Genomic DNA, 21,071 nt, shown 5'->3' with positions numbered 1-21,071 from the left:
GCCGACGCCCGCGCCGCCGCCGTGAAGGCACCCCCTCCGGAAGCCGGCCTCGTCGCCTCCTGGTCCCGGCCCCGCCCCGGCGTCAACGGCACCGACGCCGCCGTAGGCCCTGCTGTCCCCGTACCGCCCCCGCTGCCCCCGGAGACCGCGTCCGGCTGGCGCCCCTGGCGGTTCCGGATGTCGAACGACGTCTGGGGCACCCCGACGGTCGCCGGTGACCTCGTCTACGTCACCTCCTTCGAGGTGCACGCCCTGGACGTGCAGACCGGCCGCCGCTCCTTCAAGACCAGGGACGTCGCCTGGTCGATGGCGGTCGCGGACGGCCGTATCCACGCCTCGGACGGCCCCACCCTCTTCGCCCTGGACGCCCGCGAGGGCGGTGACCTGTGGCGGCTGTCCACCGAAGCCTGGGTGTACTCCCTCAAGGCCGAGCGCGGGACCGTCGTGACCGGCACCCGCGGCGGCGGAGTGCAGGCCTGGGAGGCGTCCACCGGACAGAAACTCTGGCAGCTGAGCGGGGCGCAGACCGACTTCGAGTCCCCGGAGGCGGGCCCGGCGCTGCACGACGGCACCGTGTACGTGTGGCAGGACGCCCGGCTGCGCGCCCTGGACGCCCGGACGGGTGACGAGCGCTGGGCGTACCCGATCGGCGACGCGGCCTCCTGCGGGGGCGTACCCGTACGGGTCACCGCCGCCCCGGACGGTCACGTCTACGTCGCGGCCGGCACCCGGGTCCTGTCCGTCGAGGTGGCGAGCGGCCGGGTCCGCTGGCACTTCGAGGCCCCCGCGGTGTTCCTCTGCGCGCCGACCTTCGCCCCCGGCCCGGCGGTGACCGGCGGTGGCATCTACCTCGCCGACTACCTCGGTACGGTCTACGCCCTCGACGCCGCCGACGGCCGCGACCGCTGGCGCATCGCGACCGAGCCACGCGCCTCCATCGAACCTGTCCTGGTCGCCGCCGGGCACGTCCACGTCGGCAGCGGCAAGGGCCTCTACACGCTCGACGCGGTCACCGGCACCCCCAAGTGGCGCTTCCAGGCGGGCGGCGACATCGTGGGCGCCCCCGCCGTCGCCGAGGGCCGTATCCACTTCGGCTCCACCGACCACCTCCTCTACACCCTCAAGGCCGACGACGGCCGGCTCCGCTGGAAGCTCGCGACCGGCGGCGAGATCACCGGCGCACCGGTCGTCAGGGACGGTGTCGTGTACGCGTGCAGCAAGGACCGCTGCGTGTACGCCCTCGACGCGGAGAAGGGGACGGGCACCGCAAGGACCGCGTGAGCGGCGCCCGTTGAGGTCGGTACCATGATCGGATGCAAACGCGGGGGCGCAGGCTCAGATTCACGGCAGTACTGGCATTGACGGTTCTCACCCTCACCGGCTTCTCCACCGGACGGCACCACAGCAGCAGCAGCCGTCACGGTCATGGGAGCGGCGGGGGAGGGGGCGGGTGCAGCAGCTCCAGTCAGGATCACGACACGTCGACATCGTCGACGTCGGGTGGTTCGTCCGGGGGCAGTTCGTACACCCGCCGGCCCAACTACCGCTCCACACCCGACTCCACGGCCTCCTCGGGCAGCGGCACCAGCAGCCTGCTGGACGGTACGGCGAACCTGGTGAGCTGTGCGACCGCGAAGAGGCGGTACGCGACGGTCGAGGTCAGCAACCCGAACAGCCGCAGGGCCGGCTTCGCCGTCCACGTCACCTTCCTGGACGCGGAGAACACCGAGGTCGACTACAACCTCGCGGGCGTCCAGGTCCCGGCCAAGGGCAAGGCGACCGTCCGCGTCCCCGTGGGCGACACCTCCACCCCGGTCGACCACTGTGAAGTGGACCGGGAAGCCGACGTCTCGTCCTAACGCAGCCGGTACTCCCGCTGCCGCCCGGCGAACAGCTCCGCCTGCCGTTCGTCGGGCAGATTCCCGAGCGCGATGAGCGGCGGCGCCTGCGCGTAGGCCTGCGCCCGCGCCGCCTCCTTCGCCGCCCACAACGCCCGCACGGTGCCCTGGACACCCTCGGTCGGATACCCGGCGATGACCGTCGCGCAGGCCACGGCGGCCTCCAACGCCCCGCCGGGCGGGGCAAGTTCGGACACCAGCCCGATCTCGTACGCGCGCTGCGCCGAGATCCGCTCGGCCGTCCCCATGAGCATCATCCGCGCCACCTCGCCGTAGGGCATCCGGTGTGCCATCAGCACCGACTCGTACGCGCTGACCATGCCGTAGGTGGTGTGCGGGTCGAAGAACACGGCGGTCGGATCGGCGACGACGAACTCGCTCTCGCCCAGCAGATAGAAGGCCCCGCCGCAGGCCATCCCGGCCACGGCGGAGACGACCGGCTTCCACAGGTCGTTGGCCTTCGGCCCGATGCGCAGCAGCGGATCGTCCTGCATGTAGGGCGAGTTGGGCTGCGGCACGACCGCGTCCCGGTCGAGTCCGGTGCAGAAGGCACGTTCCCCGGCTCCGGTGAGGACGACGGCCCGTACGGTGTCGTCGAACCGCAACTCCCGCCATACGGCGGCGAGTTCGGCGGCCGTGGCGAGGTCGACGGCGTTCAGTCTGTGCGGCCGGTCGAGGGTGACGACGGCGACACCGGTGTCCTTGTCGGCGGCGATCCGGAGCGTCATGACCGCTCCAGAACCCACTGCGGAAGCCCGTCCGCGTCGAACACGACCTGCACCCGCGCCCCGATCCGGATCCGGCCCGGGGAAAGGGAGTTGATCGCGGCCCCGGCCTCGCTGACGAGATTCCCGACCAGCCGGATCCGGGGGACGTCGACCAGCTCGACCACGATCACGTTGTACGGCGCGACGGCGGCGTAGTCGGGCAGCAGCGGCGGATGCGGGAAGACGTACGACCACACCCGCCCGCGCCCGCTCACCTGCCGCCACTCGCTCGCGAAGGACTGGCAGTGGGGGCAGCAGGGGCGGGGCGGGAAGCGGGGTTCGGCGCAGTCGGCGCAGGTCTGGACGCGGAGTTCGCCGGCGCGGGCGTACTGCCAGAAGGGGGCGCCGTCGGTGTCGGTGAGCGGAGTGAGCATGGCGGTCGACTCCTCATTTCACTTCGTGAGCAGCAGGGCGGAGGTGGGGACGCCCTCGCCCGCCGTCACCAGGCAGGTGGCGGCGTCCGGGACCTGGGCGGTGCTGGTGCCGCGCAACTGCCGTACGCCCTCGTTGATCAGGTTGAAGCCGTGGACGTAGGCCTCGGAGAGCCCGCCGCCGCTGGTGTTGAGGGGCAGTCGGCCGCCGATTTCGAGGGCGCCGCCCTCCGTGAAGGCACCGCCTTCCCCCCTTCCGCAGAAGCCGTAGCCCTCCAGGGAGAGCGGGACGAGCGCGGTGAACGCGTCGTAGATCTGGGCGACATCGACGTCCTGCGGGGTGAAGTCGGCGTGTTTCCACAGGTGTCGGGCGGCGGTCCAGGCGGGTCCTGTGAGGGGGTCGTCGTTCCAGTAGTTGACCATGCCGTGGTGCTGGGCGGGGAGGCCCTGGGCGGCGGAGTGGATGTGGACCGGGGTGCGCCGGCAGTCCCGGGCACGCTCGCGGGAGACGACCACGCAGGCCAACGCCCCGTCCGTTTCCAGGCAGTTGTCGAAGAGGCAGAGGGGTTCGCTGATCCAGCGGGAGGTCATGTACATCTCGCGGGTGAGCGGGCGGTCGTACATGATCGCGGCCGGGTTCTGGTTGGCACGGTTCCGGCAGGCGAGGGCGACATTGAACAAGTGGTCCCGGGTGGCGCCGTACTCGTACATGTAGCGGCGGGTGAGCATGGCTATTTCGTCCGCCGGCCGGAGGAGTCCGAAAGGGCGGGTCCACTGGGCGGGCGTGGGGAGTTGGCGGGCCGTGTTGGTCCAGGGTCTCGCCCCGCTGCCGCGCTTCCGCGACCGCCAGGCCACACCCACCGTCGCCTGCCCGGCGGCGATGGCGGTGGCGAGATGCGCGACGGTGGCACACGAACCCCCGCCCCCATAGCCCACCTTGCTGAAGAAGGTCAGGTCTCCGAAGCCGACCGCCTTGGCGAGCTCGACCTCGTCGGTCTCCTCCATCGTGTAGGAGGCGAGGGCGTCGACCTCGCCCGGCGAGATGCCCGCGTCGTCGAGGGCGGCGAGTACGGCACGACAGGCCAAGGTCCGTTCGTCCTCGGGGAGTTGCTTGGCGAAGGAGGTCTGTCCGATGCCGACGACGGCGGTCGCGTCCTTCAGTCCGGCCGTGCTCTGTCCGGCCATGCTCTGTGCACCTCCGCGTGACACCGGGGCTGCTGACAGGGCGTCAGGCTACAGCTAATCTGACGGACAGTCAGCTACCGGGAACAGGGAGGCCGTTCATGCGCGGAGACGTGGAGTGGGGCAGCATCCCGGGCCTGATCCGGTCGGCCGCCGAGCGGTACGCGGATGCCGAGGCGGTCGTGGACGGCCGGACGAGGATCTCGTACGCCGAACTGGGCGCCCGGGTGGAACGCGCGGCGGCGGCCTGCCTCGCCGCCGGTGTCGAGGTCGGCGACCGGGTGGGCATCTGGGCGCCGAACTCGCTTGACTGGATCGTCTCGGCGCTGGGCGCGGTGTCGGCGGGCGCGGTACTGGTGCCGCTGAACACACGCTTCAAGGGGACCGAGGCGGCGTATGTGCTGCGCGGCAGTGGGGCGCGGCTGCTGTTCGTGACCGGGACGTTCCTGGGGACGTCGTACGTGGCGTCGCTGCGCCGGGCGGCGGGCGAGGGGGCCGGGGACGGTCCCCTGCCCGGACTCCCGGCGCTGGAGCAGGTCGTGGTCCTCGCCGATGACGCGCCGGCCGACTTCCGCACCTGGAAGGACTTCCTCGCGGGCGGGGAGGGTGTGGGCGCGGCGGAAGTGCGGGAGCGGGAGCGGGAGTTGGACGGCTCGACGGTCTCGGACATCATCTTCACGTCGGGCACGACGGGCCGCCCGAAGGGCGCGGTGATCACACACGCGCAGACACTCCGCGGATACGAGATCTGGAGCGACCTCGCGGGGCTGCGGCGGGGCGACCGCTATCTGATCGTGAACCCGCTCTTCCACACCTTCGGCTACAAGGCGGGCGTGATCGCCTGTCTGATGCGGGGCGCGACGATGATCCCGCAGCCGGTGTTCAACGTGGACACGGTGCTCGCGAACATCGCGGCGGAACGGGTGTCGGTGCTCCCGGGCCCGCCCACTCTCCACCAGTCCCTCCTCGACCACCCGGCCCGCGACGCGCACGACCTCTCGGCGCTGCGGCTCGTGGTCACGGGTGCGGCGGTGGTGCCGTTGCGGCTGGTGGAGCGGCTGCGGGGCGAGCTGGGCGTGGGGACGGTGCTGACGGCGTACGGCCTCTCGGAGGCCAGCGGCATCGTCACCATGTGCCGGCGCGGGGACGATCCGTCGGTCATCGCGTCGACGTCGGGCCGGGCGATTCCGGGCACGGAGGTCCGGGTGGAGGCCCCTGCCGGTTCCCCGGGCGAGGTGCTGGTCCGCGGCTTCAACGTGATGCGCGGCTACTACGAGGACGCGGCGGCGACGACGGAGGTCCTGGGCGAGGACGGCTGGCTGCGGACGGGTGACGTGGGCGTCCTCGACGGCGAGGGCAACCTCCGCATCACCGACCGGATCAAGGACATGTTCATCGTCGGCGGCTTCAACGCGTACCCGGCGGAGATAGAGCAGTTGCTGGGTCTGCATCCCGATGTGGCCGACGTCGCGGTGATCGGCGTATCGGACGCACGGCTCGGGGAGGTCGGGAAGGCGTACGTCGTACGGCGGCCGGGGGTCACGCTCACGTCCGACGACCTGATCGCCTGGGCCCGGCGCGAGATGGCCAACTACAAGGTTCCGAGGGTGGTCGAGTTTGTGGGGGAGCTTCCTCGGAATGCGAGCGGGAAGGTGGTCAAGGGGGAATTGCGGGGGTTGTGACGAGCGGTATGGTGACTGGTATGGCAACGAAGAAGTACACCGTCACGCTTCCGGAGGAGCTTGCAGAGGAGATTCGGCGGGAGGTCGGAAGCGGGGGGTTCAGCGCGTATGTCACCAGGGCCATCGAGCGTCAGCGTGAGCGGGATCGGCTGGGGGAGCTGGTCGCGTGGATGCAGGAGGAGAGCGGTGGGCCGCTCACCCCGGAGGAACTGGCGGCGGCGGAGGCCGAGCTGAGCGATGTCGAACGCCGGCTCGACGGACCTGCCGCGTCCGGTCACCACGAGCTTCCGATGGCGGGCTGAATGGCACTCGACTGCTTGGTGCTGGACAGCGAAGGACTGTCGCGGGCGGCGCTGCGGGATCGCGGGATGACGGCGCTGCTGGCAGCCGCTCACAAAAAGGGGCTTCGGGTGGTGACCAGTTCGATGACCCTGATCGAGGCCTACCACGGCCATGTCCGACGTGAGGCCTGGAGCTGGGTGACGTCCCGCATCGTCGTGGAACCCGTGACACGGGAAGTCGCCGACGCCGCGATCAGCCTCCTCAAGGACACCGGCCTGCACGGCCACAAATACGCCATCGACGCCGCCCTCGCGGTCGTCGCCGGGCGTCAGCCGGGCGGTGTCGTGCTGTACACGTCCGACATGGACGGCCTGCGGAAACTGTGCCCGCCGCGGGTGGCGGTCAGAGGCCTCTAGCCCCCAAGACACACATCGGCCGCGACGGCTCCCCCTCGGTGCCGCCGCGGCCGATCCCCCGTCTGGCGGAAGGCCGGTCAGGCTTCCTCGTCCGTGACGTGGATGTTGTCCGTGGTGACCGTGCCGGTGTCGCCGGAAGCGACCGTCAGCGGCTCGTCCGTGACGTGGATGTTGTCCGTGGTGGCCGTACCGGTGTCGCCGGCGACCGTGAGCGGCTCGTCCGTCACGTGGATGTTGTCGGTGCTGTTGTCGTCGCTCATCTTGCGCTCCCCTGTGTTGTGCGGTGACTGGAACAAGATCCGTCCGGCAACTCCCCCGAGGGCCGCCGGACGGATCTTGTGGGCCGGTTCACCTTAGAGGCCCGGCCCCTGTGTCGTTCCGCCTGCCCCCCGACGCGACGGCCTGACACAGTTGAGACTGCCTGGCCGCGATAAACGAACGATGAACGCCCCTACGGACGCCGCGAACCGGCTCCGCGAACCGGCGCTTTCAGGCGGCGGCGGACGGCGTCAGCAGGGCCCTCACCTCGTGCGCCTCCGGTGCCCCCAGCGCCTCGAAGATGTCCAGTGCCTCACGCCAGCACACCTGGGCCCGGTCCAGATGACCGATCCCGGTGAGGGCGCGGCCGAGCACCGTGAGGACGTTGCCGTGCCGCCAGTCCCCGCCGACGCCGCGCAGCAGCGTCAGGGCCGTCTCGGCGTTCGACGCCGCCTGCGCGGGCCGCCTTGCGGTGAGGTCGAGTTCGGCGAGGCGGAAGACGGTCATGCCCTCCCACAGGCGCTGCCGGCTGTCCCGGAACACCCGCAGGGCCTCCTGGAGGCATTCGGTCGCCTCGGCCAGCTTCCCGCTCCGGGCGAGCGCGAGTCCCAGCGCGTAGCGGCCGTTGGCCCCCTTCAGGTCGTGTTCCATGTCGTCGTACATCGCGGTGCCCTGCTGGGCCAGCGCGACCGCGCTCTCGGTCCGGCCGGTGGCCAGGTGGGTGCGCGACAGGTTGCAGAGGGCGCTCGCCTCTCCCGGGCGGTCTCCCACCACGCGGAAGTTCTCCATGGCGCGGGTGAAGTGCTGCTCGGCGTCCTCGTAGCGGCTCTGGTACATCGCGATCGCCCCGCTGGCGTTCGACGACCAGCAGCTGGTGAGCCGGTCCCCGGCCGCCTCCGCCAACTCGGTGGCCTGCTCGGCCTCCTGTACGGCGGCGTCGAACCGGCTGCCGGAGACGTGGTGCACGAACGCCAGCGTCAGGAGCGCCCGGCCCTCGGAGCGGAGGTCCCCCGACTCCCGCGCCACTTCCCGCAGTCGCCCGGCGACCGCCTCGTACTCCTTGGAGTTGGTCCCCGACTCCGCCAGGTCGCAGGCCGCCCACAGGGTGTCCACGGCCCGGCGCAGTGTGCCCGTGTGGGCGGCCTGGCGTACGCAGGCGAGCAGACTGATCGCCTCCGAGTACAGCCAGTCCTGCGCGGCGTGCCGGTCCGCGAACGTCAGCCCCGGGTGCGCGGTGCGCTCCAGGTGGTCCACCAGCCGGTCCCCGGGGCGTTCGATCAGGTAGACGCCCGAGACGGTGGCGAGATAGAAGTCCAGCAGCCGGGACAGCGCGACCGCCGTCCCGCTCGTCGGCGACTCGTCCCGCTCCGCACACGACCGCGCGTACAGCCGCACCAGATCGTGGTACCGGTACCGGCCCGGCGCCGCCGACTCCACCAGCGAGGTGTCGACGAGGGACTCCAGCACGTCCTCCGTCTCCTCCACCGGAAGGTCCAGCGTCGCGGCGGCAGCCGCCAGCGAGATGTCCGGGCCGTCGGCCAGCCCCAGCAGCCGGAACGCGCGGGCCTGGGCCGGCTCCAACTGGCCGTAGCCCAGCTCGAATGTGGCCTTCACGGCGAGGTCGCCGGCCTGCAGTTCGTCCAACCGCCGTCGTTCGTCGGCGAGTTTCGCGGCGAGCACCGAGACCGTCCAGGTACGACGGGCCGCCAGCCGCGATGCCGCGATCCGGATCGCCAGCGGCAGGAAACCGCAGGCCGCGACCACGTCCAGGGCGGATTCCCGCTCGGCGGCGACCCGTTCGGCGCCCACGATTTTCGTGAAGAGCTGCAGGGCCTCCTCGGGGGACATCACATCGAGGTCGACGAGATGGGCTCCCGCCAGGTCCACCATCCGGACCCGGGAGGTGACCAGTGCGGCGCAGCCCTCCGTCCCCGGCAGCAGGGGCCTGATCTGGGCCGCGTCCCGTGCGTTGTCCAGCAGCACCAGCACCCGGCGGCCGTCCAGCACCGACCGGTACAGCGCCGAGCGTTCCTCCAGGGAGTCCGGTATCGCGGAGTCCGCGGTGCCCAACGCGCGTAGGAACGCGCCCAGTACGGTCTCCGGCTCGGCGGCGCGGGAGCCCGCGCCCTGCAGGTCGACGTACAACTGGCCGTCGGGGAAGGCGGATCGCGCCTGGTGGGCCACGTGCACCGCGAGGGTCGTCTTGCCGACACCGCCGATGCCGGCCAGCGCCGACACCGCCATCACGCGGCCCTCGGCCGAGGCCAGGACATCGCTCAGTTCGGACACGAAGGACACGCGGCCCGTGAAGTCCGGGACCGTCGCCGGGAGTTGGTGGGGGCGGACCGGTGCCGGCACGGTCTCCGCCGCGGGGGCGGAGGGTTCGGCCAGTGCCGGGTCCGCCTGGAGGATGCGCTGCTGGAGCTCGCGCAGGCCCGGGCGCGGGTCCACGCCCAGTTCGTCGGCGAGCAGCCGCCGGGTGTCCGCGTACACGGCGAGGGCCTCCGCCTGGCGGCCGGAGCGGTACAGCGCGAGCATGAGCAGTTCGCGGAACCGCTCCCGGAGCGGGTGGGCCGCCGTGACCGCCGTCAGCTCGCTGACCGCCTCTGCGTGGCAGCCCTGTTCCAGGTCCATGTCGAGGCGGGATTCGAGGAGTTGGAGCCGCCACTCCTCCAGGCGGACCCGCTGCGCCTCCGCGTACGGGCCGGGCAGTCCGGCCAGCGGCTCCCCGTCCCACAGCGCCAGCACCCGGCCCAGCAGATCCCGCGCATGGCACAGGTCACCCGCCGACTTCGCCTTCTCCGCCTCGGTCGCCAGGTCCTGTGCCACCGCCGAGTCCAGCGCGCCCTCGGGCAGTCCCCGTACGGCGTACCCGCCCGACTCGCTGACGAGGACCCCGGCGTCCAGGGTCTTCCGCAGCCGGGACGCGTACGTCCGCACCGCGGCCAGCGCCTGCGACGGAGGGTCGTCGCCCCACAGGGCGTCGATCAGCTCGCCGGCGGTCGCCGTCCGGCCCTCGCGCAGCAACAGCGCGGCCAGCAGGGAGCGTTGCTGGGGAGAGCCCATGGGCAGCGAAACAGGGCCCCGCCAGGCACGTACCGGACCGAGCACGCTGAACCGCAGCGCCGTCGACTCGTCCGAGCCGGAGGCAGGGCTTCGCTGCTCCGGTACTCGCGGTCCACCGTCCATCGCCGTTCCCCCTAGGCAAGCCTGATAACTACGACAGTTTGCCTTGTCCGCGGCGGATGCGTCAGCTCTCGGAGACACCGCTCACACGAGGCCGCGCGGGATATCACAAGCCCCTCACACGGCCTACGCACAGATCCGCACACAACCGAGCACCCGGCGAACCCGTATCCAGCTAGCTGACGGGTCGTCAGATCGGCGCTACCGTGAGCGCCATGGACACCCAGACCACCGCCCCGACCCCCCTTCCGCCGATCATCTCCGTCGACGACCACACCGTGGAGCCCGCCGACGTCTGGCAGCACCGGCTGCCCAAGAAGTACCTGGACACCGGCCCGCGCGTAGTCCGCGCACCGCTGAAGGAAATGACGTTCCTCGGCGGCCGGTTCAAGCCCGTCATGGGCGAGCCGGGCGACGACGGCCCCATCGGCGACTGGTGGGTGTACGAGGATCTGCACCGCCCCCTCACCCGCCTCGACACCGCCGTCGGCTACAGCAGGGACGAGATCAAGCTCGAAGTCATCACTTACGAGCAGATGCGGCCGGGCTCCTACGACGTTCCGGCCCGGCTCGCCGACATGGACGTCAACCACGTCCAGTCCGCGCTGTGTTTCCCCACCTTCCCGCGCTTCTGCGGCCAGACGTTCACCGAGGCGGCCGACCGCGAGCTGGGGCTGCTCTGCGTGCGGGCCTACAACGACTGGATGGTGGAGGAGTGGTGCGGCCCGCAGGCAGAGGGCCGACTCATCCCCCTTCCCCTCATCCCGCTCTGGGACCCGGAGTTGGCCGCCGCCGAGGTCCGCCGCAACGCGGCCCGCGGCGTCCGCGCCGTCGCCTTCTCCGAGATACCCCCGCACCTCGGCCTGCCGTCCATCCACACCGACGACTGGGACCCCTTCCTGGCGGCCTGCGCCGAGACCCGCACGGTCATCGCCATGCACATCGGCTCCAGCAGCCGTATGCCCTCCACCTCCGCCGACGCCCCGCCCGCCGTCGGCTCCACCATCACCTTCGCCAACTGCTGCTATTCCATGGTGGACTGGCTGATGAGCGGCAAGTTCGAGCGCTTCCCCGACCTCAAGGTCATGTACGCCGAGGGCCAGATCGGCTGGATCCCCTACATCCTGGAGCGCGCCGACGTGGTCTGGGAGGAGAACCGCGCCTGGGGCGGCGTCGCCGACAAGGTCCACCGCCCGCCGTCCGAACTCTTCACCGAGCACGTCTACGGCTGCTTCTTCGACGACGCCTTCGGCCTGAAGAACCTCGACTCCATAGGCGTCGGAAACGTGTTGTACGAGACCGACTACCCGCACTCCGACTCCACTTGGCCCAAGTCCCGCGAGGTCGGCGAGGCACAGATGGGGCATCTGGCGCCGGACGTGGTCGAGCGGATCGTCCGGGGCAACGCCATCGACCTGCTGGGCCTGACACCGGACGGTCTCTGGGCGGGCCCCAAGTGACCGGCCTCGGCTACGGAATCCAGCTGCCCGTCCAGTCCCAGAGCACCATCTACGCCGAACCCTGGGAGGCCGACGCGGGCCCCGCCGACCTCGTCGAGATCGCCCGCGCCGCCGACCGGTCCGGCTTCGACTACATCGCGGGCTGCGACCACGTCGGCGTCCCGCGCCGCCTCGCCGCCGCGATGAGCACCATCTGGTACGACCCCGTCGCCACCCTCGCCTTCCTGGCGGGCGTGACGGAGCGGGTCCGGCTGCTCAGCCATGTGGCGGTCGTGGGGCTGCGGCACCCGCTGATCACCGCCAAGCAGTACGCCACCCTCGACCACCTCAGCGGGGGCCGCCTGGTCCTCGGGGTCGGCGCCGGGCATGTGCGCGAGGAGTTCGAGGCGCTGGGCGTCGACTTCGAGCGGCGCGGGTCCGTCCTCGACGAGTCGATCGACGCCCTGCGCGCCGCCCTCGGCCCGGACGAATTCCCGGAGCATCATGGGAAGTTGTACGACTTCGAGGGCCTCGGGCAACGGCCTCGCCCCGCGCAGGAGCACGTCCCCCTCTGGGTCGGAGGGTCGTCCCCCGCCGCCGTACGCCGGGCCGCGCTCAAGGCCGACGGCTGGCTGCCGCAGGGCGACCCGCGCGACCGGTTGTCCGAGCAGATCGAACGGATCCGGCGACTGCGCGAAGAGGCCTCCGTCCAGGGGCCGTTCGTGTTCGGGGCCATCACCGAGCCGTTGTACGTCGGTGAACCGGGGTGGGAGGTCGGCCGGCGCACGCTCACCGGAGCGCCCGAAGCCCTCGCCGAGTCCCTCCGCGCCTACCGGGCGATGGGCGTGGACCAGATCCAGGTGCGCTTCCGCTGCCGCGACCGCGGCGAACTCACCGACCAGATAACCGAGTTCGGCACCGAGGTGGGGCCCCTGCTCTGATCACAACCAGTTTGAACACGGTCACGCCGAGCCGCGTATGTATGGACGTACGGACGTCATGGCTCCGGCGGAAGGACCCCCAAGTGCGATCCTCCGAGCGACTCGTAGTTGCCCTGGCCTCCGCCGGGGTCACCTGGCCGCACGAGGACTGGCCGGACCCGGACGATCAGTACGTGGACCGTGTGGTGCATGTCCTCCCGCCCTTCCACGGGCTGGCGGAGACCACGGCGGACGTCGTCGTGCTGCACTGCGAGGACCCGGCGGCATCCTTTCCGGGGCTGCTGGACGTGCTCCGCACCCGGAACGTCCCGGCGATCGTGGTCAGTCCGCGCCAGAACACCGAAGCGGTGGTCGACGTGTTCCGGGCCGGGGCGGGCTATCTCGTCGAGGGCGACCACTGCCCCCAGATGATGTCCTCGGCGGTACTGGCGGCCACCGTCGGGCACACCTACCTCTCGCCGACCGCCTGCGACGCCCTGCGGGAGGGGGCCCGGCGGATGGCCGCGACCGACGAGGCGATGGAGCGGCTGCGCGCGCTGCTGTCACCGCGCGAGCAACAGATCATGGAGCTGCTGTCGACCGGCCTGGGCGCGCAGCAGATCGGGCAGCGATTACGGCTGAGCGAGAAGACCGTCCGCAACAACCTCAGCAACATCTACGCCAAGCTGGACGCCAGGAGCGGCACGGACGCGGTCCTGCGCTGGCTGGGAGCCACGCCCGTGCTTCGCACCTGAGAACCGTCCGGGAAGACCGGCCGGAATCTCTTTCCGGGGATCAGGGTGCCGGGACCTCCGTCAGCGGTATTTCCACATCGGTGACATTGGCGCCGCCCTGACCGAATCCGGCCTCTTCGGACTGGAGCGCCTTCGTCGAGTTCGGGACTGCGTCGGCCGCCGTGGTTTCACATTTCACGTTCCGCAGCCAAAGGCGCCCGTCGGGCGTTCCGTTGTTCAGGATCTGCGGATAGAAGACGTGCACGGTGGCGGCGCCCTCGCTCGGCGCGAAGAACACCGTCTGGCCGTCCTGCGCGTCCTTGTACGTGGCCTTCAGGAATCCGCTGACATCGGTGTGTTTGGCGGACCACATGAAGAAGGCGGTGCTGTCCGCCTGCACGGTGTCCGTGCGGCTGAACGCCAGCGTGGTCGTCTTGTCGTCACGCGTGATGTTGATGGTCGACGTGCTGAATTCCAGGCCGACTTCGAAGAGCGAGTTCCCGAGTTTCGTGCCGGCCTCGGTGACGGTTCCCTCCTCCACCTGGAGGGTCCGTGTCACCGACGTACTGACGTTGAAGGTCTTCGTCGCGGTGCTCGTGGAACCGCAGTTGTCGCTCACCGGGGAGACGCGTTCATTTGGTCCGAGGCTGTTCGCCTTGAACTGCACGTCGACGAACTCGCAGTCGGCCAGCTTGTCGGAGTCCGCGGAACAGTCGGCGGACACTTCGGACGGGGTGGCGGCGTTCGCCTGGTTCATCAGCGGGACGATCACCGCGAGCGCCGCCACGGGGGCCAGCATCAGGGTGACGCGCTTCTTCTTGCTCCGGTGGCTTCTGCTGCGGCCGGTCCGGGACATGGGTATCTCCTGTGGGGTGTAAGGGAGTTGAGCTGCGGTTTCCTGCTGTACGGCCGGAGGCTCAGCAGTCCTCCAGGACCGCCTTGGAGGTGCCGTCCACGACACCGGGGGCGCCCGCGGCGCCCGGCAGGATGACCGGTCCCTCGACGACGTCCGGTGCCACGAAGTTCTGTTCGGGAGAGGGGTTCACGGCGAAACTGCCGGGATCCGCGTCGATGCGCACGCGCCATTCACCGGTCATGCGCTGCAGCTTCGGCGTGAACTCCATGTGGAGCACCTTGCCGACCGGCACGTCCCGCGCCTCCGTGTCACCGGCCGTCGCCGACTTCACCGTCATGTCGAGGGTGCCTTTGTGCTTGCTCCAGGAACCGCTGAGGAATCCGAAGAGGCCGCCCGCCGCGCCCTGTTGGGTGGAGATGTACGTGCCCTGCCCCTGAGCCGATGTCGACGACCAGGTGATGGAGACCTTCGCCGGATCGGTGGCGTTCGGCTCGCAGTTCGGGAAGTCGATGGACGACTTTTCGGTGGGGCCGTCGAAGGTCTCGAAGTTCGTCTCGACGAAATCGCAGTTGTCGGCCTGGAAACCGTCCGCGAAGGCGCCGCCGAAATCCTCCACCGACCGCTGCTCGCCGTTGACCACCGCGGACCTCTCGCACATGGTCATGATCTGGTCCGGGGTCTTCGCGTCGGCCGCGTTCGCCGACGGAAGCAGGGCGACGATCACTCCACCGGTGGCGAGTGCCGCGCCGATCGCGACATACCTGACTTTCCTGTTGCGCAATCTCCGCTTTGCCATACCCGGAATTGTTGGAGTCAAGCCGAGGTATGGCCAGGGTCAAATGTCCCTACTCCGCGGTCACTTCAAGTGTGCTTGTGCAAGGCCTCCCTCCTGCGCAAGGCGCCCATCCTTCCATCTGACGCTTCGTCAGATGCGGCGCTACGATGACCCGCATCCACCGATCCCGAGGAGGCCCGCATGGGCAAGCTGGACGGGCGCGTCGTTCTGGTCACCGGAGCGGCGCGCGGACAGGGGGAGCAGGAGGCGCGACTGTTCGCGGCCGAGGGCGCGAAGGTCGTCGTAGCGGATGTGCTGGATGAGCAAGGGGAGGCGCTGGCCAAGGAGTTGGGCGCGTCCTATGTGCACCTCGATGTCCGCGAGGAGGCCGACTGGGGGGCCGCCGTGGGGGCGGCGAAGGAGACGTACGGGCGGATCGACGGGCTGGTCAACAACGCGGGGATCCTGCGGTTCAACTCCCTTGTGGATACCCCGCTTGAGGAGTTCATGCAGGTGGTGCGGGTGAACCAGGTCGGCTGCTTCCTGGGGATCAAGACCGTGGCGCCGGCGATGGAGGACGGCGGCACGATCGTCAACACGGCCTCGTACACGGCGGTGACGGGGATGGCGGCCGTCGGCGCGTACGCGGCCACCAAGCACGCCATCCTCGGGCTCACCCGCGTCGCCGCGCTGGAGCTGTCGAGCCGGCGGATACGGGTCAACGCGATGTGCCCCGGCGCCATCGACACCGCGATGTCCAACCCGGCCCAACTCGACCCGGACGCCGACGTCGAGGAGATGTCCCGGGCCCTCGACGAGCTGTACCGCAAGCTCGTGCCGCTCGGCCGGATCGGGAAGCCGGCGGAGGTCGCCCGCCTCGCGCTCTTCCTGAGCTGCGACGACTCCTCCTACATCACCGGGCAGCCGTTCGTGATCGACGGGGGCTGGCTGGCGGGAGTCAGTGTCTTCTGACGTCTTCCGAGGCGTCCGACCTCATCTGACGGGGCGTCATCTATTGACGAATCTGACGCTACGTCAGAAAGTCGTAGCACTCATAGGGACCACCTGGACTTGGGACGGTGAACCTCCTTGGAATTCGGGCTCTTTGTACAGGGATACGTGGGCAAGCGTGCCGAAACGGACCCGCTGGCCGAGCACAAGGCGCTGATGGAGGAGACCGAGTACGTCATCCAGGCGGACAAGTCCGGCTTCAAGTACGCCTGGGCGTCCGAGCACCACTTCCTGGAGGAGTACTCGCACCTCTCGGCCAACGACGTCTTCCTCGGCTACCTCGCCCACGCCACCGAACGCATCCACCTCGGCTCGGGCATCTTCAACCCCCTCGCGCAGGTCAACCACCCGGTGAAGGTCGCCGAGAAGGTCGCCATGCTCGACCATCTCACCGGCAACCGCTTCGAGTTCGGCAGCGGGCGCGGCGCCGGCTCGCACGAGATCCTCGGGTTCATACCGGGCGTGACCGATATGAACTACACCAAGGAGATCTGGGAAGAGACCATCGCCGAGTTCCCCAAGATGTGGCTCCAGGACGAGTACGTCGGCTTCCAGGGCAAGCACTGGCAGCTGCCGCCGCGGAAGATCCTGCCCAAGCCGTACGGCAAGGCGCACCCCGCGATGTGGTACGCCGCCGGGTCGCCTCCGTCGTACGCCATGGCCGCCCGGAAGGGGCTCGGTGTCCTCGGGTTCAGCATCCAGAAGGTCTCCGACATGGAGTGGGTGCTTGAGCAGTACAAGACGGCGATCGTGAACGCCGAGCCGGTGGGCGCGTTCGTCAACGACAACGTGATGGTGACGACTACGGCGATCTGTGCGCCCACGCACGACGAGGCGATCCGGATCGCGACGAGTGGGGGGCTGCACTATCTGCCCTCGCTGGTGTTCCGGTACCACGACACGTTCCCGCGGCCCGAGGGGTTCCCCGTGTGGCCGGAGACGCTGCCCGAGTACACGCCGGAGTTCGTCGAACTCCTCGTGGAGGAGGAGCTGTTGATCTGCGGGGATCCGGACGAGGTGCTCACGCAGTGCAAGCGGTGGGAGCAGGCCGGGGCGGATCAGTTGAGCTTCGGGTTGCCGGTGGGGGTGCCGAAGGAGGAGACGTTGCAGACGATTCGGTTGATCGGGGAGCACGTGATTCCGAAGATCGATACGGATCCTGTGCATCGGACGTCCCGGTTCCGGGCTGCCGTGTAATCGCCGTTGCGGGGTGCGGGTGCGTGGGGGCTGGTCGCGCCCACGCGGCAGAGCCGCAAATCGACACAGCCCCGCGCCCCTGGGTTGGCGCCCCTGGCCGGAGTTTGAGGAGGTAACCCTCGTGCTTGATCACGTCATCACAGGTGTCACCGTCGTTGATGGGACCGGGGCGCCCGGCTTCACCGCCGACGTCGGGATACGCGACGGTCGTATCGCCGTCATCGGTACGGTGACTGAGGAGTCCCGTAGCAGCGAGGACGCGACCGGGTTGGTTCTCGCCCCCGGGTTCGTCGACCCCCACACCCACTACGACGCGCAGCTCTTCTGGGACCCGTACGCGACGCCCTCCCTCAACCACGGGGTGACGACCGTCGCCGCCGGGAACTGCGGGTTCACCCTCGCGCCCCTGAAACCGGCGGACGCCGACTACACGCGCCGGATGATGTCCAAGGTCGAGGGGATGTCGCTGGTCGCGCTGGAGGAGGGGACGCCCTGGAGCTGGCGTGGCTTCGGGGAGTATCTGGACGCGCTCGAAGGGCGGATCGCCGTCAACGCCGGGTTCATGGTCGGGCACTGTGCGCTGCGCCGGTACGTGATGGGGCCGGATGCCGTGGGTGGGCAGCCGAGTGAGGAGCAACTCGCCGAGATCGTACGGCTGTTGCACGAGGCCATGGACGCGGGCGCCTGGGGTTTCTCCACCACCCAGTCCTCCACCCACTCGGACGGCGACGGCCGGCCGGTCGCCTCCCGGCACGCCCGCCCGGAGGAACTGCTGGCCCTCTCGCGGGCCGTCGGAGAGCACGAGGGGACACAGATCGAGGCGATCGTCGCCGGGTGCCTGGATCAGTTCAGTGACGCCGAGATCGATCTGTTCGTCGAGATGAGCGCGGCGGCGGGGCGTCCGCTGAACTGGAACGTGTTGACCGTCGATGCCGCTGTGCCTGAGCGCGTGCCTCGGCAACTGTTCGCCAGTGAGCGGGCGCGGAAGGCCGGCGGCCGGGTCGTCGCGCTGACCATGCCGATCCTCACGCCGATGAACATGTCCCTCGGCACCTTCTGCGCGCTGAACCTGATACCCGGGTGGGGCCCGATCCTCAGCCTCCCCGTGCCCGAGCGGATCGCCACGCTGCGCGAACCCGGCGTACGGGCCCAGATGTTGCTGCGGGCGAACAGCAAGGAGGCGGGGGTCTTCCGGCGGCTCGCGAACTTCGGGCGGTATGTGATCGGGGACACGTACAGCGCGGCCAACGAGGGGCTGACCGGGCGGGTGGTCAAGGACATCGCCGCCGAGCGCGGTCAGGAGCCCTTCGAGTGTCTGGTCGAGATCTGCGCGGCCGACCAACTCCGTACGGTCCTGTGGCCGATGCCCTCCGACAACGACCCGGCCTCCTGGGCGCTGCGCGCCGAGACCTGGCAGCACGAGGACGTGCTGCTCGGCGGGTCCGACGCGGGGGCGCATCTGGACCGGATGTGCGGGGCGCCGTACACCACCCGGTTCATCGGGGACTGTCTGCGCGGGCGGAAGCTGGTCGGGCTTGAGCAGGCGGTGAGGATGCTGACCGACGATCCGGCGCGGCTGTTCGGGCTGCGGGAGCGCGGGCAGGTGCGGGAGGGCTGGCATGCGGACCTGGTGCTCTTCGACCCGGAGCGGATCGACGCCGGCAAGGCCACCCTGGTGCACGACCTGCCGGGTGACAGTCCGCGCCTCGATTCGAAGGCGATCGGGATACGGGCCGTGTGGGTCAACGGTGTCGAGGCCATGCGCGACGATGTGGTGAGCGGGAACGTGCCGGGGCGGGTGCTGCGGTCGGGGCGGGACACCAGGACGGTGAGCACCCGGTGAGTTCCGAAGTCGGCTCTCAAGTCGCCGATGGGCAGCGGCTGTTCATCGGCGGGGAGTGGGTCGAGCCGGACGGCGGGCATTACGCCGTCGTCGATCCCGCGACCGAGGAGACCGTGGGGTGGGCGCCGGAGGCCTCGCGGGGGCAGGTGTTCGCCGCCGCCGCCGCGGCCCGGGACGCCTTCGGGCCGTGGTCGCGTACGCCGCCCGAGGAACGCGCGGCGATCCTCGGTCGGGCGGCGGACCTCGTCCGTGGCCGGCTGGTGCCGTACGCCGAACTCGCACAGGCGGAGACCGGCGCCACGACCGGGACCGCGCGGGGTATGCAAGTGGGCGTCGCCGCGGCCCGGTTCCGGCGGTACGCGACCGTCGAACCCGCCGAGTGGGCGATCCCGCCGCAGGTCAACGAGGCCGGGCCGTTCGGGCGGGCGGCCGTCATGGGGGCCCTCGCGGTACGGCAGCCGGTGGGCGTCGTCACCTGCATCACGTCGTACAACAACCCGTGGGCGAACCCCGCCGGGAAGATCGCCCCCGCCCTCGCCATGGGCAACACGGTCGTCGTGAAACCGGCCCCGCAGGACCCGCTGTCCGTCTACCGGATGGCCGAGGCGCTGGAGGCGGCCGGGGTGCCGCGCGGGGTCGTGAACGTGGTGGGCGGGCGTGCGGTGGAGGTCGGGGAGGCGGCCGTGGAGTGCGGGGACGTCGACATGGTCAGCTTCACCGGGTCCACGGCGGTCGGGCAGCGGATCGCCGAAGTGTGCGGACGCGGTATGAAGCGGCAGTTGATGGAGCTGGGGGGGAAGGGCGCGGCGGTCGTCTTCGACGACGCCGACCTCGCCTCCGCCGTCTCCGGGATCGGTACGACCTTCTCCTTCTACAGCGGGCAGATCTGTACGGCGCCGACGCGGGTGCTGGCCCAGCGCGGGGTGTACGACCGGCTGGTCGAGCAACTGGGCGTCTACGCAGGCCGGTTGAAGGTCGGGGACCCGCGCGCGCCGGACACCGTGGTCGGGCCGGTGATCTCGGCGGCACACCGGGAGCGCGTCGAGTCATACGTCGAACTGGGCCGCAAGGAAGGCGCGGTGGTGGTCGCGGGCGGTGAACGCCCGTCCGACGGACCGGGGTTCCTCGTCGCTCCCACCGTCCTGGCCGACTGCGGCGCCGAGATGCGGGTCGTCCGGGAGGAGATCTTCGGCCCGGTCGTCGTGGTCGTCCCCTTCGACGACGAGGAGGAAGGGATCGCCCTCGCCAACGACAGCGACTACGGCCTCATCGACTACGTCTGGTCCGGGGACGTGGCCCGGGCGTTCCGTGTGGCACGGCTGCTGCGGGCCGGCGGGGTCGGCGTCAACACGGTGGGCCGCAACATGGAGGCGCCGTTCGGCGGCTTCAAGAAGAGCGGCGTCGGCCGGGACGTCGGCTCGTACGCGCTGCACGCGTACAGCGAGGTACAGGCGATCGTGTGGCCGGGGTGAGAACTCCGAAGAGACTCCGGTTCACCTGTCCAGATCCACCCGCACCGTCAGCAGGCTCGACCCCATCGCCTTCACCGCCGCGCTGTTGAAACGGGGCAGGGTGCGCAGGCGGGCGCGGGGGTCGTCGTCGGGGAGGAGGTGAGCCGTTCCGGTGTGCCAGCGGCCCATGATCCGTACCCGGACCCGCGGGTTCGCCTTGATGTTGCGGACGTAGTGGGAGAGTTCGCCGAACTCCGAGACCAGCCAGAAGGTGTCGCCGACACGGCGTCCGCCGAGCGGGGTGCGGCGCGGCTGCCCGGAGACGCGGCCGGTGGTCTCCAGGACGGTCTGGGTGGGGAGGCGGCGGGTGACGGAGTTCAGCACCCGCTGGATTCGGCTGATGGTGCGGTACTTGGACTCGGGGGTGCTCGGCATCGGTTTCCGGATCTCCTGTCGGCTGGCTGCGTCCGTGGTCTTCAATGATCTCGTGCGCGTGGTGACATGGAATCTGTGGTGGCGGTACGGGCCCTGGGAGGCCCGGCGGAAGGCGATTCTCGCCGTGTTGCGGGAACTGCGGCCCGATGTCGTCGGGTTGCAGGAGGTGTGGGACGCGGAGGGGACGAATCTCGCCGCGTGGCTCGCCGGTGAACTCGGTATGCACTGGACCTGGGGAGCTTCTCACGACCCCGGGTTCTGGCAGCGGCGCCTCGGCGATCCCACCGTCGGCATCGGCAACGCCGTCCTCAGCCGCTGGCCCGTCGCCGAGCGGGCCGTACTGCCGCTGCCGCCGGGCGCCGGAGACG

Annotated in this window: 21 protein-coding genes; 13 read left to right on the top strand and 8 right to left on the bottom strand. The window is 70.3% G+C overall.

Annotated elements, in window-relative coordinates:
* Window positions 1-1,281, top strand: a 1,281-nt coding sequence (locus R6V09_RS18915) for an outer membrane protein assembly factor BamB family protein (protein WP_317882588.1), incomplete at its 5' end; no start/stop codon positions are given.
* Window positions 1,282-1,313: 32 nt separating this feature from the next.
* Window positions 1,314-1,859 carry a hypothetical protein gene (locus R6V09_RS18910; protein WP_317882587.1) on the top strand — a complete coding sequence of 182 codons (546 nt, stop codon included), beginning with the start codon at window positions 1,314-1,316 and terminating at the stop codon, window positions 1,857-1,859.
* Here R6V09_RS18910 and R6V09_RS18905 read toward each other — a convergent pair.
* Genes R6V09_RS18905 through R6V09_RS18895 form a run of 3 tightly spaced genes read right to left on the bottom strand, consistent with a single transcriptional unit; the run spans window position 1,856 to window position 4,221 of the window.
* Window positions 1,856-2,626 (bottom strand): enoyl-CoA hydratase/isomerase family protein, encoded by a 771-nt coding sequence (locus R6V09_RS18905; RefSeq protein ID WP_317882586.1) that lies wholly within the window; start codon window positions 2,624-2,626, stop codon window positions 1,856-1,858. The genes R6V09_RS18910 and R6V09_RS18905 overlap by 4 nt on opposite strands.
* A complete protein-coding gene (locus R6V09_RS18900) occupies window positions 2,623-3,039 on the bottom strand; it encodes a Zn-ribbon domain-containing OB-fold protein (RefSeq protein ID WP_317882585.1) in 417 nt (138 codons plus the stop codon). The genes R6V09_RS18905 and R6V09_RS18900 overlap by 4 nt, the downstream gene beginning before the upstream one ends.
* An 18-nt stretch (window positions 3,040-3,057) precedes the next feature.
* Entirely contained in the window at window positions 3,058-4,221 is a 1,164-nt protein-coding gene (locus R6V09_RS18895; protein ID WP_317882584.1) for a lipid-transfer protein, read from the bottom strand.
* A gap of 98 nt (window positions 4,222-4,319) precedes the next feature.
* Between R6V09_RS18895 and R6V09_RS18890 the strand changes: the two genes are divergently transcribed.
* From R6V09_RS18890 to R6V09_RS18880, 3 genes are read left to right on the top strand one after another with little or no spacing between them, the layout of a single operon-like run.
* A complete protein-coding gene (locus R6V09_RS18890) occupies window positions 4,320-5,900 on the top strand; it encodes a FadD3 family acyl-CoA ligase (RefSeq protein WP_317882583.1) in 1,581 nt (526 codons plus the stop codon).
* A gap of 20 nt (window positions 5,901-5,920) precedes the next feature.
* Complete coding sequence (locus R6V09_RS18885; protein ID WP_317882582.1) at window positions 5,921-6,202, top strand: hypothetical protein; 282 nt, start codon at window positions 5,921-5,923, stop codon at window positions 6,200-6,202.
* The gene (locus R6V09_RS18880) at window positions 6,203-6,598 is read left to right on the top strand and encodes a hypothetical protein (protein WP_317882581.1); all 396 of its coding nucleotides are present in this window, start codon (window positions 6,203-6,205) and stop codon (window positions 6,596-6,598) included.
* A 77-nt stretch (window positions 6,599-6,675) separates the two neighbouring features.
* Here the strand turns inward: R6V09_RS18880 and R6V09_RS18875 are convergent, their stop codons facing one another.
* Window positions 6,676-6,858, bottom strand: coding sequence for a hypothetical protein (locus tag R6V09_RS18875; protein WP_317882580.1), 183 nt, complete (start codon window positions 6,856-6,858; stop codon window positions 6,676-6,678).
* 229 nt (window positions 6,859-7,087) lie between these two features.
* Window positions 7,088-10,045 (bottom strand): AfsR/SARP family transcriptional regulator, encoded by a 2,958-nt coding sequence (locus R6V09_RS18870; protein ID WP_317882579.1) that lies wholly within the window; start codon window positions 10,043-10,045, stop codon window positions 7,088-7,090.
* A 212-nt stretch (window positions 10,046-10,257) separates the two neighbouring features.
* Here R6V09_RS18870 and R6V09_RS18865 point away from each other — a divergent pair, with 212 nt between their 5' ends.
* From R6V09_RS18865 to R6V09_RS18855, 3 genes are all read left to right on the top strand, one after another.
* Window positions 10,258-11,502, top strand: coding sequence for an amidohydrolase family protein (locus tag R6V09_RS18865; protein ID WP_317882578.1), 1,245 nt, complete (start codon window positions 10,258-10,260; stop codon window positions 11,500-11,502).
* Window positions 11,499-12,422 carry an LLM class F420-dependent oxidoreductase gene (locus R6V09_RS18860; protein WP_317882577.1) on the top strand — a complete coding sequence of 308 codons (924 nt, stop codon included), beginning with the start codon at window positions 11,499-11,501 and terminating at the stop codon, window positions 12,420-12,422. The genes R6V09_RS18865 and R6V09_RS18860 overlap by 4 nt, the downstream gene beginning before the upstream one ends.
* Window positions 12,423-12,505: 83 nt before the next feature.
* A complete protein-coding gene (locus R6V09_RS18855) occupies window positions 12,506-13,156 on the top strand; it encodes a response regulator transcription factor (protein ID WP_317882576.1) in 651 nt (216 codons plus the stop codon).
* Window positions 13,157-13,196: 40 nt separating this feature from the next.
* On the opposite strand, the gene R6V09_RS18850 is transcribed toward R6V09_RS18855, so the two are convergent.
* Together R6V09_RS18850 and R6V09_RS18845 are read right to left on the bottom strand one after the other, a co-directional pair.
* Window positions 13,197-13,991, bottom strand: a complete 795-nt coding sequence (locus tag R6V09_RS18850; RefSeq protein ID WP_317882575.1) for a hypothetical protein — start codon at window positions 13,989-13,991, stop codon at window positions 13,197-13,199.
* 61 nt (window positions 13,992-14,052) lie between these two features.
* Window positions 14,053-14,787 (bottom strand): hypothetical protein, encoded by a 735-nt coding sequence (locus R6V09_RS18845; RefSeq protein ID WP_317882574.1) that lies wholly within the window; start codon window positions 14,785-14,787, stop codon window positions 14,053-14,055.
* A gap of 180 nt (window positions 14,788-14,967) precedes the next feature.
* Between R6V09_RS18845 and R6V09_RS18840 the strand changes: the two genes are divergently transcribed.
* The 4 genes from R6V09_RS18840 (at window position 14,968) to R6V09_RS18825 (ending at window position 20,289) form a co-directional block, all read left to right on the top strand.
* Window positions 14,968-15,738: an SDR family NAD(P)-dependent oxidoreductase gene (locus tag R6V09_RS18840; protein WP_317882573.1), complete on the top strand. Its 771-nt coding sequence runs from the start codon at window positions 14,968-14,970 to the stop codon at window positions 15,736-15,738.
* Window positions 15,739-15,855: 117 nt separating this feature from the next.
* Window positions 15,856-16,974: an LLM class flavin-dependent oxidoreductase gene (locus tag R6V09_RS18835; protein ID WP_327095936.1), complete on the top strand. Its 1,119-nt coding sequence runs from the start codon at window positions 15,856-15,858 to the stop codon at window positions 16,972-16,974.
* Window positions 16,975-17,095: 121 nt separating this feature from the next.
* Window positions 17,096-18,817 carry an N-acyl-D-amino-acid deacylase family protein gene (locus R6V09_RS18830; RefSeq protein ID WP_317882571.1) on the top strand — a complete coding sequence of 574 codons (1,722 nt, stop codon included), beginning with the start codon at window positions 17,096-17,098 and terminating at the stop codon, window positions 18,815-18,817.
* Window positions 18,814-20,289 (top strand): aldehyde dehydrogenase family protein, encoded by a 1,476-nt coding sequence (locus tag R6V09_RS18825; protein ID WP_317882570.1) that lies wholly within the window; start codon window positions 18,814-18,816, stop codon window positions 20,287-20,289. Before R6V09_RS18830 ends, R6V09_RS18825 begins: the two co-directional genes overlap by 4 nt.
* Before the next feature lie 21 nt (window positions 20,290-20,310).
* On the opposite strand, the gene R6V09_RS18820 is transcribed toward R6V09_RS18825, so the two are convergent.
* Window positions 20,311-20,703, bottom strand: coding sequence for a nitroreductase/quinone reductase family protein (locus R6V09_RS18820; protein ID WP_317882569.1), 393 nt, complete (start codon window positions 20,701-20,703; stop codon window positions 20,311-20,313).
* Between the two features lie 52 nt (window positions 20,704-20,755).
* Between R6V09_RS18820 and R6V09_RS18815 the strand changes: the two genes are divergently transcribed.
* Window positions 20,756-21,071 (top strand): endonuclease/exonuclease/phosphatase family protein (locus R6V09_RS18815; protein WP_317882568.1); only part of this gene is annotated, 316 nt, incomplete at its 3' end.

The organism is Streptomyces sp. W16, from assembly GCF_033194735.1.
Lineage (GTDB): Bacteria > Actinomycetota > Actinomycetes > Streptomycetales > Streptomycetaceae > Streptomyces.
The sequence above is the reverse complement of the archived record's forward strand: the minus strand, read 5'-3'. Positions and strand labels throughout refer to the sequence as shown.

Excerpts from the sequence above, each read along its gene's own strand:
- R6V09_RS18910 (WP_317882587.1), top strand. The coding sequence starts at position 1,314 with ATGCAAACGCGGGGGCGCAGGCTCAGATTCACGGCAGTACTGGCATTG.
- R6V09_RS18905 (WP_317882586.1), bottom strand. The coding sequence starts at position 2,626 with ATGACGCTCCGGATCGCCGCCGACAAGGACACCGGTGTCGCCGTCGTC.
- R6V09_RS18900 (WP_317882585.1), bottom strand. The coding sequence starts at position 3,039 with ATGCTCACTCCGCTCACCGACACCGACGGCGCCCCCTTCTGGCAGTAC.
- R6V09_RS18895 (WP_317882584.1), bottom strand. The coding sequence starts at position 4,221 with ATGGCCGGACAGAGCACGGCCGGACTGAAGGACGCGACCGCCGTCGTC.
- R6V09_RS18890 (WP_317882583.1), top strand. The coding sequence starts at position 4,320 with ATGCGCGGAGACGTGGAGTGGGGCAGCATCCCGGGCCTGATCCGGTCG.
- R6V09_RS18885 (WP_317882582.1), top strand. The coding sequence starts at position 5,921 with ATGGCAACGAAGAAGTACACCGTCACGCTTCCGGAGGAGCTTGCAGAG.
- R6V09_RS18880 (WP_317882581.1), top strand. The coding sequence starts at position 6,203 with ATGGCACTCGACTGCTTGGTGCTGGACAGCGAAGGACTGTCGCGGGCG.
- R6V09_RS18875 (WP_317882580.1), bottom strand. The coding sequence starts at position 6,858 with ATGAGCGACGACAACAGCACCGACAACATCCACGTGACGGACGAGCCG.
- R6V09_RS18870 (WP_317882579.1), bottom strand. The coding sequence starts at position 10,045 with ATGGACGGTGGACCGCGAGTACCGGAGCAGCGAAGCCCTGCCTCCGGC.
- R6V09_RS18865 (WP_317882578.1), top strand. The coding sequence starts at position 10,258 with ATGGACACCCAGACCACCGCCCCGACCCCCCTTCCGCCGATCATCTCC.
- R6V09_RS18850 (WP_317882575.1), bottom strand. The coding sequence starts at position 13,991 with ATGTCCCGGACCGGCCGCAGCAGAAGCCACCGGAGCAAGAAGAAGCGC.
- R6V09_RS18845 (WP_317882574.1), bottom strand. The coding sequence starts at position 14,787 with ATGGCAAAGCGGAGATTGCGCAACAGGAAAGTCAGGTATGTCGCGATC.
- R6V09_RS18840 (WP_317882573.1), top strand. The coding sequence starts at position 14,968 with ATGGGCAAGCTGGACGGGCGCGTCGTTCTGGTCACCGGAGCGGCGCGC.
- R6V09_RS18820 (WP_317882569.1), bottom strand. The coding sequence starts at position 20,703 with ATGCCGAGCACCCCCGAGTCCAAGTACCGCACCATCAGCCGAATCCAG.